Source organism: Parasedimentitalea maritima (assembly GCF_005771405.1).
GTDB lineage: Bacteria > Pseudomonadota > Alphaproteobacteria > Rhodobacterales > Rhodobacteraceae > Parasedimentitalea > Parasedimentitalea maritima.
In genome coordinates this window covers 1-13,588 of sequence record NZ_VAUA01000012.1, presented here as the reverse complement: position 1 = coordinate 13,588, position 13,588 = coordinate 1, and the positions used below count along the sequence as shown (strand labels likewise).

Sequence of the window (13,588 nt, the reverse complement as noted above, 5' to 3'; positions counted from 1 at the left end):
GAAACTATCTGTTAGTTTCAGGCTAAACTACGGGCGAAAAACACGGCTGTCATCACCAGCCCCACAACGACCACGATGCTTTTGACCATCGCCACCGGCATCAGTCGCGCCAATCGTGCGCCGATATAGCCGCCAATAGTGGCTGCCACCATCATGATAGCCGCTTCGTACCAATAGACGATACCCGCCAGCGTGAAGGTTACGACCGAGGCTGCTGACAAAACAAATGACAGGATGTTCTTCAACCCGTTCATCAGGTTAAGATCGCGCATCCCCTGGGCAGAAAACAGCGCCAACAGTACAATACCCAGCCCACCGTTGAAGTAACCGCCGTAGATTGACACCACCAATGTGGCGAACCAACTGTTTTTGTCCTGCCTGCCACGCGCTTCGATCCAGGAATTGATGCGCCCCCCTAACAAAAATAGTATAGTGGCAAACAATAACAGCCATGGCACAACCCAGTTGAACACACTTGCCGGCGTGACCAGCAGCAGCAATGATCCAGCGACACCGCCGACAATCGACAGCCCAACTAGCTGAAGCAACGCCCGCCGATCAAAGCTGCGCAACTCGCCCAGAAACCCCAATGCGCCACTGGCATAACCGGGGAAGACGGCCACCGCGCTGGTGGCATTGGCTGCAATTGGTGGAATGCCTGTGAAAACCAGTGCCGGAAACGTCAGAAAGCTCCCCCCGCCTGCAATTGCATTTAGTCCGCCAGCCAGAAATGCAGCGGTGCAAAGAACCACAAAATCAATCACAGTGTCCGGTCTTTCTTCAAGGAATTAGGAATAGCCCTAAACTAAGTCAGAAACTTAGCGGTCGATGACCTGTTGGGACAATGCGGCCGACACTGGTGACAGCGCAACTCGCGTCGCTCGGTCCTGCAGCCCCCACAGCAGCAAGGCCGAAATGGTATCCGGTTGCACCCGACCCAACATAATCACCGCACCTTCCTGACCAGCACGGAAGGCCGCCTGATCCAGAAAGCGCCGGATAGCGCGGGGATTTTGCCCAGCCCCATCAAAATCGCGAAACACCACTGCAGCAGGGATGCCATCACGGGCCGCCAGTTTTTGGACAGTGTTCAGCCCGTGGTCTTGTGTCAACAAACCACGACCGGATGCCGCCGCAACCGCCGACACTTGATCCGCCAAAGGCCGGTTTCCCTGAAACCCGGTACCGGTGCCTTCCAGCACTGCAATGGTTTCAGGCAGGGTATCAAACCAAACCGCCAGCGACGTTTCGGCATCCTGCGGCGCGGCTTCGCGCGGCAGATTGGTTAGCACCAAGACTTCAAACCCAGCTGCCCGTCGCGCCGCCATTTTCTCAGCGGCTTTGGGATCCTCGGGATCGATGGCAAAACTCAGGGGATAAGGAAACCCAACCAGGGCTTCGGCCCCAATCGAATTTTCATCATCAATCAGCACAATGGCCATCAACGGACGACCTTCGGGATTATCCAGAGGCTCAGCATATAGTTCAAATGGAGAGCCATCCTGCGAGCCGTTTGAAATTCCACTCTCATTTAACCTGTTGCGTTCCGTCAGCGGCACCACAGGCGTTCCAATTGTTGGGCCATCGGTTCTTGTTTGTGCGCCTAATGTGGTTGGCAGGGCCGCAATTCTCTCACTTACTGCATCTTCTTCGGCGGTGCCTGATGCCTCGCCACGAGATTCGCCCGGAACCAATTGCTCTGCTGGAGCATTGTCGACAGTCGGTAAAATGGACGGCAAAGTTCCAATAGGCACATTTCCAACTTCTGGCGTTGCCAAAACAGGAACATCAACGCCGACATCAGGCGCGGCCACCGTTGCATTTTCCGCAACTTCTGGCGCAATCGGTGCGGTTTCAGTTTCCGGGTTAGCGACAATATCCTGGCTGCGTGCGCTGGAGGGCACCGTGTCACCGTTATCAGGCCCGACTGATGTTATCTCGGGTGCAATCGTTGGGGGGGTAATGGTGGCCAATTCAGGCACGACAACCGGAGCCGGAGGTTGCGCTGGCTCGCTGGACACCACAATTTCGGATTCCTGTGAAGGTAAAGCTGGAGCCGGAAGTGTTTCAACCGGCACCACAGGTGTATCAGTTTGCAAAGAAATATCCGGAGCAGAAGTAGAATTGTCTCCGGTGTCGGTGGACTCGGTCAGAATTGTATCATCAGCCGCAACTGACGGTCGGGCAGCAGGCTGAGTATCTGCGTCACGCAACGCACTGAGGTCATCGACCGCTTCACCCTCTGGCGCGGCTGGTGCTGCCTCGACCAGATCGGCGTCCTGCCCAGGAGCTTCATCCGGGGCAGAGGTTGCGTCCACTGGTTCAAGCGTTCCTGCGGGGGGCTGTACGGCAACATCCACCACCTTGGGAAGCGGAGCTGACAAGGACAACATTGCCGCTCCGGCGGCAGCCACCAGCGCCCCAATACTTACACCACCCAGGAATCCTCGCATGCCTGTCTCGCCTCTCACGTCTTGTTTCTGCCCTTCGGAACCTAAGGATCTACGCCCAGATGCCCCTATGGAAAAGTTGCTGCGCCACCCTGCGCCCTTGACGCTGCCGCGCAACCCTGAACATGTATGTTACGACCACTATACTGCGGCAGGGCCCTGCCCCGCCAGCCCTTAAAAGAGCCTGCCAAGATGTTGCTGCTAATCGACAACTACGATTCCTTTACCTACAATCTGGTTCACTATCTGGGCGAGCTGGGCGCAGAGATCGAAATCCGCCGTAACGATGCCATTGATGTCCAAGAGGCGATGGCAATGAAACCGACAGGGATTTTACTATCCCCCGGCCCCTGCGATCCAGACCAAGCCGGGATTTGTCTGGCCCTGACCGAAGCCGCCGCCGAAACCAAGACACCCTTGATGGGTGTTTGTTTGGGGCACCAGACCATTGGTCAGGTGTTTGGCGGCAAAGTAGTGCGCTGCCACGAGATTGTGCATGGCAAAATGGGCAGCATGTCCCATACCGGCAAAGGTCTGTTTGCTGGCCTGCCCTCGCCGTTTGACGCGACCCGCTATCACTCTCTGGTGGTTGAGCGTGAAACTCTGCCGGACTGTCTGGAAATCACTGCCGAGCTGGAAGATGGCACCATTATGGGCCTGCAGCACCGGGAGTTACCCATTCACGGCGTTCAATTCCACCCGGAATCAATTGCATCCGAGCATGGCCACGCCCTGCTGCAGAACTTTTTGAACGAGATGAAGGACCCGACATGAGCGATCGTCTAAAGCCACTGATCGGGGCCGCTGCCGAAGGTCCGCTGACACGTGAACAGGCTGAGACCGCCTTTACGCTGCTCTTTGAAGGCGAAGCCACGCCAAGCCAAATCGGCGGCTTGCTGATGGCGCTGCGCACACGTGGTGAAACTGTCGACGAATACGCTGCAGCCGCTGCGGTGATGCGATCCAAGTGCAACGCCGTAAAGGCCCCAACCGGTGCAATGGATATCGTTGGCACCGGTGGCGATGGCAAACATACGCTGAATATTTCAACCGCGACCGCCTTTGTCACCGCTGGTGCGGGTGTGGTTGTTGCCAAACACGGCAACAAAAACCTGTCGTCCAAGTCCGGCACAGCCGACGTTCAGACCCAAATGGGTATCAATGTCATGGTGACACCTGATGTTGTCGAAAAAGCAATTTCCGAGTGTGGCATTGCCTTTATGATGGCCCCGATGCACCACCCGGCAGTTGCCCATGTCATGCCCACCCGGCAAGAGCTGGGCACCCGCACCATCTTTAACATCCTTGGCCCGCTAACCAATCCGGCTGGGGTAAAGCGCCAACTGACCGGCGCCTTTTCCCGTGACCTGATCCGGCCAATGGCCGAAACTCTGGGACAATTGGGATCCGAACGCGCTTGGCTGGTGCATGGGTCAGACGGTACAGACGAGCTGACCATCACCGGCGTAAGCTGGGTTTCGGCGCTTGAAAATGACGGCAGTGTTGTTGATTTTGAATTGCACCCGGAACAGGCAGGCCTGCCTGTGCATCCCTTTGAGGCCATTGTAGGCGGCACACCCGAAGACAATGCCAATGCATTCCGCGCTTTGCTGGATGGGACACCATCGGCCTACCGCGACGCAGTCCTGCTAAATTCAGCCGCTGCACTGGTGGTAGCGGATGCCGCCAGCGACCTTCAAGAAGGCGTTGAAAAAGCCCGTGAAAGCATCGATTCCGGCGCAGCCAAAGCCAAGCTTCAGGCCCTAGCACGGATCACAACAGGAGCCACCTGATGGCATCGCCGCCTTTGCCAAAGGCTTGGGAGCATTTGGCTTTTTTTACTCAGGAATGGCCTGGTATCAACAGCGCCATTGAAACGGATCCGCGGCAAGTTTTGCCCCCCGTGCAGGATCGGTTTGCTGCACTAGATCTGACCTCGCCCAAGAGCACCCGTGTGGTAGTCTTGGGCCAAGATCCCTACCCCACTCCGGGTCACGCCCATGGATTGGCTTTTTCGGTCAAACCAGATGTGCGTCCTTTACCGCGATCACTGTACAATATTTTCAAAGAGCTGACCGACGACATCGGCCAGTGCCCAACAAGCGGAGATCTGCGCGGTTGGGCCAATCAAGGCGTTTTGCTGCTGAACACGGCACTTTCAGTTCCGGCAGGTGACGCAAATGGCCACAAGAGCCTTGGTTGGACGAAACTGGTGCATCAGGTGCTGGATCTGACGTCACTGCGCCCCACGGCATATATTCTCTGGGGCAATGCAGCGCAAAAGCTTGAATCTTTTATCAATCCGGGCGATCACCTGATCCTGAAATCTGCCCACCCCTCTCCTCTGTCAGCTCGGCGTGGTTTTTTTGGCTCGCAGCCATTTTCCACTGTGAACCGCTGGCTGTCCGAACGGGGCGAGGCTACCATCAACTGGACTGCACCATCGGAGGCGTTGGAATGACAACAAATGTGCTGGATAAGATCAAGGCCTACAAGCTGGAAGAAGTCGCCGCCGACAAAGCTGCCAAACCGTTGTCCGAGGTCGAAGCAGAGGCCCGCGCTGCCAGCCCAGTTCGTGGCTTTGCGCAAGCCCTGATGTCCGCCAATCGCGAAGGCTATGGGCTGATTGCCGAAATCAAGAAAGCCAGCCCTTCCAAAGGTTTGATCCGCGCCGACTTTGATCCTGCGGCGCTGGCCCGTGCCTACGAAGAGGGTGGTGCCACCTGCTTGTCCGTACTGACCGACACCCCCAGTTTTCAGGGAGCCAAGGATTTTCTGGTACAGGCCCGTGCCGCCTGCGCGCTGCCAGCCCTGCGCAAGGATTTCATGTATGACACCTATCAGGTGGCAGAGGCCCGTGCCCTAGGTGCCGATTGTATTCTGATCATCCTGGCCTCGGTGTCGGATGCTCAAGCCGCGGAACTGGAACAGGCTGCGTTTGACTGGGGCATGGATGTACTGTTGGAAGTGCATGATGCCGAAGAGCTGGAACGTGCTTGCACGCTGAAATCACCACTGATGGGCATCAACAACCGCAATCTCAAGACCTTTGAGACCACGCTGGACACGACACGCACCCTGTCCAAAATGGTTCCCGCTGACCGTACGATTGTCTGCGAAAGCGGTCTCAGCGGTTCTGATGATCTGTCTGCCATGGCGAAATACGGGGCACGGACCTTCTTGATTGGTGAAAGTCTGATGCGTCAGGATGACGTGGCCAGCGCCACCCGCAACCTGCTGTCTTCGCCACTGATGCCCGGAGCAATGTAATGTCACTGACCCATTTTGACACCAAGGGCGATGCCCATATGGTTGATGTCTCGGACAAACCCGTCACGTCGCGTGTCGCCACTGCTGAGGCTCACATTCGTATGGCGCAGGCTACATTTGACATCATCGCCGATGGGCGCGCCAAAAAGGGTGACGTTCTGGGCGTGGCCCGTTTGGCAGGTATCATGGGGGCCAAGAAAACCCCCGATCTTATCCCGCTGTGTCACCCGCTGCCCGTCACCAAAGTAGCCGTTGAGCTGATCTTGGATCCTGACCTGCCAGGCGTTCAGATCGAGGCGACTGTTAAAACAACAGGGCAAACCGGTGTCGAGATGGAGGCCCTGACTGCGGCCAGCACCGCAGCCCTTACTGTCTATGACATGAGCAAAGCGGTTGATAAGGCCATGGAAATCGGCGGCCTGCGCGTCACACTGAAAGACGGCGGAAAATCAGGTCGTTACGAGGCATAAATGATCACAGTTGATGACGCTCTTGCGCAATTGATGACACTGGTTTCCGTTCTGGAGGCCGAAGACGTTCCCCTGATTGAAGCGGCGGGCCGTGTGCTGGCCACTGATGTGTCTGCACGTCGGGATCAGCCCCCCTTCGCAGCTTCGGCTATGGATGGCTATGCGCTAAAATCCACCGAGGTCGAACAACATTCCATCCTGAAGGTGATTGGCGAATCTGCAGCTGGCCACAGGTTTGATGAGCAGGTCGGCCCCGGTCAAGCAGTGCGTATTTTCACTGGAGCGCCCGTACCTGAAGGCGCTGATTTTGTCGTCATACAAGAAGACATCACCCGCAATGGGGATCTGATTACCATTGCAAATGCACCAAGCTCTAATTCCAACATTCGTGCCAAAGGCAACGATTTCGCCATCGGCAGTACCCTGGATGCGCCACGCGTCTTAACCCCCAGTGATATCGCCCTACTGGCGTCGATGAACGTCGCCACGGTTTCGGTGATCCGCCGCCCCGATGTGGCGCTTATCTCAACCGGGGACGAGTTGGTCATGCCCGGCGACACGCCTGGCCCTGACCAAATTATTGCCTCCAACACTTTTGGCCTGAAGGCCATGATTGACGCATTGGGGGCGCATGCGCGTATTCTGCCCATTGCCCGCGACAACACCGCATCCTTGCGCACCGCGTTCAAACTGGCACGTGGGGCTGATCTGGTGATCACCATTGGTGGGGCCTCAGTTGGCGATCATGATCTGGTTGGCAAAGTTGCAGCAGATCTTGGACTTGAACAATCGTTCTACAAAGTTGCAATGCGCCCCGGCAAACCGCTTATGGCGGGGCGGATGAATGAGGCCGCGATGGTTGGGCTGCCGGGTAACCCGGTTTCAGCGATGATCTGTGGTAAGATTTTTATCGCACCAATGATCGAGGCAATGCTGGGCCTTGATACAGATGCACCGCCCCTTCTTAAGGCACAGCTGTCCGAACCTCTTACTGCCAATGGACCGCGTCAGCACTATATGCGCGCCCAACTGGATGGGGCAGAAATCCACGCGTTTGATCGCCAGGATAGCGCTCTGTTGACAGTTTTGGCCTCAGCCAACGCGCTTTTGATCCGCCCACCATTTGATCCCGCTCGTAAAACTGGCGAAATGGTAGATTACCTGCCGCTCTGACCCGTACTCGCATTATGATCAACACCCCCAACCCAAGGCTGATGGCCTAGGTTGGGTTGCACCTGTTCGCGCGAGCTCTAATACCGTTGACACAAAACGGGAACATGCGTAGAACAAAACAAAACGCAATACGGCGGAGGGAAAACCCATGTTGACCAAGAAACAGTTGGACTTGCTGGAATTTATTCACAAGCGCCTGCAAAAAGACGGTGTGCCTCCCAGTTTTGACGAGATGAAAGTGGCTTTGGATCTACGCTCAAAATCCGGCATTCATCGATTGATCACTGCCTTGGAAGAGCGTGGCTTCATCCGCCGTCTTGCACACCGGGCGCGGGCCATTGAAATCATCCGCCTTCCGGAATCTCTTGGCGGCAGTCAGACGCCGGTTGGATTTACGCCGCGGGTGATCCAGGGCGGCCACCAAACGCCGCCCCCCAGCCAGCCCGCAAATGTCGAACCAAGCCATATGATGGCGATGGAGTTGCCGGTGATGGGCCGTATTGCGGCTGGTGTGCCAATTGAGGCGATCAGCCAGGTATCACATCAGGTGGCCGTGCCCAGTTCGATGCTTTCAACCTCGGGACAACACTATGCTCTTGAGGTCCGCGGTGATTCAATGATCGAGGCCGGCATCAATGATGGGGATGTGGTGGTCATCCGTGAAACCAAGGTAGCCGACAACGGTGACATTGTTGTTGCATTGGTTGAAGGTCACGAAGCGACACTAAAGCGGTTCCACCGTCAGGGTGGATCTATTGCGCTGGAAGCCGCAAACCCAGCCTATGAAACCCGCGTTTACCCTGAAGATCAGGTAAAGGTGCAGGGCCAGCTGGTTGGGTTGATCCGAACCTACTGATCCGGCATCACTGACCAGCCCCAAGCATTTGCGGGGCTGGTGCATTTGTCCACAAGCGGTGCCCGGACAAGTCTTGCGCGCTGTACAGCTTTCCCTCGGCAGTTAGCATCACACTTCCGATATCGCGTAACCGCACTGGATCGATAATTTGGCAACCTCCGGTCAGGTCTTTTGCAACGGTTGTGACAATGATTTGACCAGCGCGGCACTCGGAAAACGCATCAACGGCGCGCTTGCCAATCACATGTATAACTTCGGTTGAGCCTATAACCACCCGCCTTGACGCCCCTACCCAACGCGCCGCCGCATCAGACTGGTTCACGTCGTCCCCGTCATTTTCCAACCAAATCCGCGCCGAAAATCCTGCGCCTTTGGGTTTTGACAGCGCGCGACCCTCACTGGTCATTTTGCCAACCAAGGCCGCATCCGCAGAGATGAGCACCGCCGGACGCTCATGCTGGCTCCACAAAACCAAACCAAATAATGCAGGTACCAACCCCAAAACCCGTAGCCACCCTTGCCAGAGGATCAACAACAACATCCCCGTTCCAATCAACGGAAGCACCATAGGCCCGGGGGCGATCACCCTGCCCTGGGCCCCCTGCAATCCGGATACCCAATGCGCAACCAACAAAATCCACTCCAATCCCCAGCCCATAAGCGTCAAGCCGATCATCTCCAGTCCAAACGGCGCAAGACTGAGCGCCAATACTGCCGAAGGGATGGCCAGTACCCCCATCAAGGGCACCGATAGAAGATTAGCGATCAACCCATAGTACGATAATGTGTTGAAATGGGCCGCTCCAAATGGCGCAGTCGCGGCACCAGCCACGGCGGACGATATTATCACCGCAAGCACCGGACGCAGCCAGGCAGGCCCCAGTGTAATCCCACTGTCGCGAATCCATCCGAACACGGCCACCAACGCCGTTGTGGCGGCAAAGCTCATCTGAAAACCGGGGCTCATCAGGCTTTCAGGGCGACGTATCAATACAATCAGCGCGGCCAATGCAACTGCGCGCAGGGAGAAGGCCCTCCTATCCATCAACACAGCCCCCAAAACCACGGCCACCATTACAAAGGCGCGCTCGGTGGCGACATTTCCGCCGGACAATGCCAGATACCCCGCCGCTACCAATAAGGCCCCGATGGCAGCAAGCTTTTTGACTGGTAGTCGCAGCCCGACCCTTGGCCACAGATTTAGCAACACCCGCAGGGATGCAAAGACAAACCCGGTCAAGAGCCCCATATGCAAACCTGAAATAGCCAATAGATGGGCCAGGTTACTTCCCCGCAGCGCCAACAGACTTTCCTGCCCTATGCCACTACGATCTCCGGTGGTGATGGCAGCGGCGAATCCGCCGATGCTGCCCGGCAATTGCTGTTGTATGTAAGTTGACGCAACACGGCGCAGCCGTTGCAGCCACAAGTCCTCACCGCCGGGTGTCACCAACAAAACTGGTACGCGGGTGTACCCTACCCCTCCGAGACGCTGAAACCAGGCATGCCGACGGAAGTCAAAACCACCCGGCTCCGCCGGCCCCTGAGGCGGCATAAGATGTGCAGTGGTCATAATACGGCTACCTGGCGCGGGTAGCTCCGTGACACCATGTAATGATATGCGGACCCGCTCCGGCGTGTTGACCGGAGATATTTTGTGCAACCGGACCTGATCCAGCGTCAGACGCAGCGCATCGCTGGCCGAACGATCAATCACAACCACCCGCCCCTCAACCGGGCCGTAGTAGCGATACGTCAAAACCGGAGCAGTAACCCCGTGCGCGCGAAGGCCTGCCACACAAAAACCCGCCGCAACAAGTAAAATCATCCAACCCAGAATCGAGGCATTGCTCTTGCTCCGCAACACGATCAAACCACCGATACCGCAGATCGCAACCAAGGCCAGATAGTTTTCAAGTGTGGGTTCTGTCGTTTGAGCAAAATAGCTCCCAACCCCTGCCCCCAGCAATACTGGAGCGAAAGGGAACAAATGTCCCCGCTGTTTCACCAACAGGGAGTCCAGGGCAGCGATCGTACGCATCTTGCTCCTCGCCGTTTGGCTCGGTAGACAGGCATCAAATCTAGCTCTTCAAAAGTTTCCAAAAGGTAAATGGCCCCATGTCCAAACCGGTCGTCACCCGTTTCGCACCGTCTCCTACCGGCTTTCTACATATCGGTGGCGCGCGTACTGCTCTGTTCAACTGGCTATACGCCCGTGGTCGTGGCGGAAAATTCCTGCTGCGCATCGAGGACACTGACCGTGAGCGTTCAACACCCGAAGCAACAGCTGCCATTTTGCAGGGCATGGAGTGGTTGGGTTTAGACCATGATGGCGAGGTCATCAGCCAGTTTGACGGCGCCGCTCGTCATGCAGAGGTGGCACATCAATTGCTGGCAGAGGGCAAAGCTTACAAATGTTTTGCCAGTCAGGATGAAATTGCTGCCTTTCGAGATCAGGCCAAAGCCGAGGGTAAATCGACCCTCTATCGTTCACCCTGGCGCGAAGCCGACGAGGGCGACCACCCCGATATGCCTTATGTCATTCGCATCAAAGCGCCGCAAAGCGGCGTTACCACTATCAAAGACCAGGTTCAGGGCGATGTGACGATCGGCAATGACCAGTTGGACGATATGATCCTTCTGCGTTCTGATGGTACCCCAGTTTATATGCTGGCAGTTGTTGTTGATGACCACGATATGGGTGTGACCCATGTGATCCGGGGAGACGATCACCTGAACAACGCCGCCCGCCAGATGACAATCTATGAGGCTATGGGGTGGGACATCCCTGTTTGGGCCCATATCCCGCTGATCCACGGCGCCGACGGTAAGAAGCTGTCCAAACGCCACGGTGCATTAGGCGCGCAGGAATATCAGGCGATGGGCTATCCTGCGGCCGGAATGCGCAACTATCTGGCCCGTCTGGGTTGGAGTCACGGCGATGATGAGTTCTTTTCAGACGCTCAGGCGTTGGAGTGGTTTGATCTGAATGGAATCGGTAAAAGCCCGGCCCGGTTTGACACCAAAAAGCTCGAAAACCTATCCGGCCAGCACATCGCCGTTAGCGATGACGCTGCATTGCGGCAGGAAATTCAGGCCTATCTCGTTGCTGCTGAACAACCAGTGTTGAATGACGCACAGTCAAACAATCTTGAGCGGGCCCTGTATTGCTTCAAAGAGCGTGCAAAAACATTGCCTGAACTCGTTGACAAAGCACATTTTGTTCTAATTTCACGACCTGTGGAACAAGACGAGAAAGCAGCTAAAGCGCTTGCATCAGTATCCGATGGTATACTGGATGAATTGACGCCGCAGCTGCAAAATGCTAGCTGGTCCAGAGATGATCTGGAGATGCTTCTGAAAAACTTTGCAGAAGCCCATGACACCAAGTTTGGTAAGCTGGCTGGCCCACTGCGGGCAGCACTGGCCGGACGTGCGGTGACACCTTCAGTTTTTGACATGATGCTTGTACTGGGCCGCGATGAAACCATGGCCCGTCTAACCGACGCCGCAGGTTGAACACATTAAATGTTGTTCTGACCTGCTCAAAAGTGACAATGCCTGCACTCTGAATTCGCAGGACTGCCCGCATGGAATGGCCCGGTGCCATTCCATGCCAGTAACAGGAAGGGATATCCATGACCGACACCAAGAAATCCGCTACGCTCAGCCTCAATGGCGAATCCTACGAGTTGCCTATTTTTTCCCCGACTGCCGGACCCGATGTCCTTGATATCCGTAAACTCTATGGTCAGGCTGGTGTCTTCACCTATGATCCGGGTTTCACCTCAACTGCCAGCTGCGACAGCACCATCACCTTTATTGACGGTGACAAAGGCGAGCTGCTGCACCGCGGCTATCCAATTGATCAATTGGCCGGAAAATCGCATTATCTAGAAGTCTGCTATCTGCTGCTTTATGGTGAGCTGCCAACCGCATCTCAACTGGAAGATTTTGAAGCACGCGTGACCCGTCACACCATGGTGCATGAGCAAATGCACAACTTCTTCCGTGGTTTCCGTCGTGATGCCCACCCAATGGCCACGCTTGTGGGTGTTGTTGGTGCGATGTCTGCCTTCTACCACGATTCCACCGATATTTCTGATCCTTGGCAGCGCGAAGTCGCCTCGATCCGACTGATTGCCAAATTGCCGACCATTGCTGCGATGGCCTATAAATATTCAATTGGCCAGCCATTTGTATATCCTCGCAATGATCTGGATTACGCAGCCAACTTCCTGCACATGTGTTTCTCGGTTCCCGCCGAGCAGTACGAGGTCAACCCGATCCTGGCCCGTGCCATGGACCGGATCTTTACACTTCATGCGGATCACGAGCAGAACGCGTCGACCTCGACCGTACGTCTGGCCTCATCTTCGGGTGCCAATCCGTTTGCCTGTGTCGCGGCTGGCATCGCATGTCTTTGGGGGCCGGCACACGGCGGCGCAAACCAGGCCTGCCTGGAGATGCTGAAAGAAATCGGCAGTGTTGACCGCATTCCGGAATACATTGCACGCGCCAAGGACAAGAGCGATCCGTTCCGTCTGATGGGCTTTGGTCACCGGGTTTACAAAAACACCGACCCGCGTGCCACTGTTCTGAAGCAATCGGCTGATGAGGTTCTGGACCTGCTGGGGATCGAAGATAACCCGTTGCTACAGGTTGCAAAGGAACTGGAGCAAACCGCTCTGAATGACCCCTACTTCATTGAGAAGAAACTGTTCCCCAACGTCGACTTCTATTCGGGCATTATCCTCGAAGCGATGGGTTTCCCAACATCAATGTTCACACCGATCTTCACTCTGTCACGCACCGTTGGTTGGGTATCACAGTGGAAAGAAATGATCGCAGACCCACAGAACAAAATCGGGCGGCCTCGTCAGTTGTATCTTGGTGAGACTGCTCGCGACTACATCGACATCGAGAATCGCTAGTAATTTCGATCACCTGATTGAAAAACAAGGTTAATGAGCGCCCCAAACCGGTTGGTTTGGGGCGCTTTTTTTGAAACAACCTTTCATCGGGCCGGGTATTGTCCCGTGCTGCCTTATAATCGCCATATTCTCTTGACGCACCAAAGGTAGAAATCTTAACAATTCATTAAGTTGCATTTTAATTCAAATAGTTGAAAGTGAGTACTCAATATGCTGTGGATGACATTGCTGGGCCTGGGCTTGCTAGTTGGAGTTGTTTCCAATGATGATGACGCAGAGGCCACTGGAGATACAGCAGAAGAACCTTCGGTCTGTAAGGTGCGGTTACCCGTGGTACATCCCGTTTGTTGACTATAGCTTTTCCCTGAGGACTTCGTAAGGCGTCTTTCCGTCGTGTGCGCCGTGAGGTCGGTGGAAGTTGTAAAAGCTCTCCCA

The 13,588-nt window shown here is 55.7% G+C and carries 12 protein-coding genes and 1 pseudogene; 9 read left to right on the top strand and 4 right to left on the bottom strand.

What is annotated here, in order from left to right; all coding sequences use genetic code 11:
• Positions 1-17: 17 nt before the first annotated feature.
• Together FEE96_RS20130 and FEE96_RS20125 are read right to left on the bottom strand one after the other, a co-directional pair.
• The gene (locus tag FEE96_RS20130) at positions 18-764 is read right to left on the bottom strand and encodes a sulfite exporter TauE/SafE family protein (protein WP_138164933.1); all 747 of its coding nucleotides are present in this window, start codon (positions 762-764) and stop codon (positions 18-20) included.
• Positions 765-818: 54 nt separating this feature from the next.
• A complete protein-coding gene (locus tag FEE96_RS20125; protein WP_138164932.1) occupies positions 819-2,453 on the bottom strand; it encodes a divergent polysaccharide deacetylase family protein in 1,635 nt (544 codons plus the stop codon).
• A gap of 189 nt (positions 2,454-2,642) precedes the next feature.
• Here FEE96_RS20125 and FEE96_RS20120 point away from each other — a divergent pair, with 189 nt between their 5' ends.
• The 7 genes from FEE96_RS20120 to lexA all read left to right on the top strand — a co-directional run bounded on the left by FEE96_RS20120 (position 2,643) and on the right by lexA (position 8,219).
• Positions 2,643-3,224 (top strand): anthranilate synthase component II, encoded by a 582-nt coding sequence (locus FEE96_RS20120; RefSeq protein ID WP_138164931.1) that lies wholly within the window; start codon positions 2,643-2,645, stop codon positions 3,222-3,224.
• Positions 3,221-4,243, top strand: a complete 1,023-nt coding sequence (gene trpD / locus FEE96_RS20115; RefSeq protein ID WP_138164930.1) for an anthranilate phosphoribosyltransferase — start codon at positions 3,221-3,223, stop codon at positions 4,241-4,243. The genes FEE96_RS20120 and trpD overlap by 4 nt, the downstream gene beginning before the upstream one ends.
• Positions 4,243-4,911, top strand: a complete 669-nt coding sequence (locus FEE96_RS20110) for a uracil-DNA glycosylase (RefSeq protein ID WP_138164929.1) — start codon at positions 4,243-4,245, stop codon at positions 4,909-4,911. Before trpD ends, FEE96_RS20110 begins: the two co-directional genes overlap by 1 nt.
• The gene (gene trpC / locus FEE96_RS20105; protein WP_138164928.1) at positions 4,908-5,720 is read left to right on the top strand and encodes an indole-3-glycerol phosphate synthase TrpC; all 813 of its coding nucleotides are present in this window, start codon (positions 4,908-4,910) and stop codon (positions 5,718-5,720) included. Before FEE96_RS20110 ends, trpC begins: the two co-directional genes overlap by 4 nt.
• The gene (gene moaC, locus FEE96_RS20100) at positions 5,720-6,190 is read left to right on the top strand and encodes a cyclic pyranopterin monophosphate synthase MoaC (RefSeq protein WP_138164927.1); all 471 of its coding nucleotides are present in this window, start codon (positions 5,720-5,722) and stop codon (positions 6,188-6,190) included. Before trpC ends, moaC begins: the two co-directional genes overlap by 1 nt.
• Positions 6,191-7,363 (top strand): molybdopterin molybdotransferase MoeA, encoded by a 1,173-nt coding sequence (locus tag FEE96_RS20095; protein WP_138164926.1) that lies wholly within the window; start codon positions 6,191-6,193, stop codon positions 7,361-7,363.
• 148 nt (positions 7,364-7,511) lie between these two features.
• Positions 7,512-8,219, top strand: a complete 708-nt coding sequence (gene lexA / locus FEE96_RS20090; RefSeq protein ID WP_138164925.1) for a transcriptional repressor LexA — start codon at positions 7,512-7,514, stop codon at positions 8,217-8,219.
• A 7-nt stretch (positions 8,220-8,226) separates the two neighbouring features.
• Here lexA and FEE96_RS20085 read toward each other — a convergent pair whose 3' ends face one another.
• A complete protein-coding gene (locus FEE96_RS20085; RefSeq protein WP_138164924.1) occupies positions 8,227-10,260 on the bottom strand; it encodes a ComEC/Rec2 family competence protein in 2,034 nt (677 codons plus the stop codon).
• 77 nt (positions 10,261-10,337) lie between these two features.
• Here FEE96_RS20085 and gltX point away from each other — a divergent pair, with 77 nt between their 5' ends.
• Both gltX and gltA read left to right on the top strand, forming a co-directional pair.
• Positions 10,338-11,738, top strand: coding sequence for a glutamate--tRNA ligase (gltX, locus tag FEE96_RS20080; protein ID WP_138164923.1), 1,401 nt, complete (start codon positions 10,338-10,340; stop codon positions 11,736-11,738).
• Between the two features lie 119 nt (positions 11,739-11,857).
• On the top strand, positions 11,858-13,153 hold the full coding sequence (gene gltA, locus FEE96_RS20075; protein ID WP_138164922.1) for a citrate synthase: 1,296 nt from the start codon (positions 11,858-11,860) through the stop codon (positions 13,151-13,153).
• A 351-nt stretch (positions 13,154-13,504) separates the two neighbouring features.
• Here gltA and FEE96_RS20070 read toward each other — a convergent pair.
• A pseudogene (locus tag FEE96_RS20070) lies at positions 13,505-13,588 on the bottom strand (IS481 family transposase); the annotation flags it as partial.

Bases quoted from the DNA above. Each gene is read 5' to 3' on its own strand.
- FEE96_RS20125 (WP_138164932.1), bottom strand. From the start codon at position 2,453: ATGCGAGGATTCCTGGGTGGTGTAAGTATTGGGGCGCTGGTGGCTGCC.
- FEE96_RS20120 (WP_138164931.1), top strand. From the start codon at position 2,643: ATGTTGCTGCTAATCGACAACTACGATTCCTTTACCTACAATCTGGTT.
- trpD (WP_138164930.1), top strand. From the start codon at position 3,221: ATGAGCGATCGTCTAAAGCCACTGATCGGGGCCGCTGCCGAAGGTCCG.
- FEE96_RS20110 (WP_138164929.1), top strand. From the start codon at position 4,243: ATGGCATCGCCGCCTTTGCCAAAGGCTTGGGAGCATTTGGCTTTTTTT.
- trpC (WP_138164928.1), top strand. From the start codon at position 4,908: ATGACAACAAATGTGCTGGATAAGATCAAGGCCTACAAGCTGGAAGAA.
- moaC (WP_138164927.1), top strand. From the start codon at position 5,720: ATGTCACTGACCCATTTTGACACCAAGGGCGATGCCCATATGGTTGAT.
- FEE96_RS20095 (WP_138164926.1), top strand. From the start codon at position 6,191: ATGATCACAGTTGATGACGCTCTTGCGCAATTGATGACACTGGTTTCC.
- lexA (WP_138164925.1), top strand. From the start codon at position 7,512: ATGTTGACCAAGAAACAGTTGGACTTGCTGGAATTTATTCACAAGCGC.
- FEE96_RS20085 (WP_138164924.1), bottom strand. From the start codon at position 10,260: ATGCGTACGATCGCTGCCCTGGACTCCCTGTTGGTGAAACAGCGGGGA.
- gltX (WP_138164923.1), top strand. From the start codon at position 10,338: ATGTCCAAACCGGTCGTCACCCGTTTCGCACCGTCTCCTACCGGCTTT.
- gltA (WP_138164922.1), top strand. From the start codon at position 11,858: ATGACCGACACCAAGAAATCCGCTACGCTCAGCCTCAATGGCGAATCC.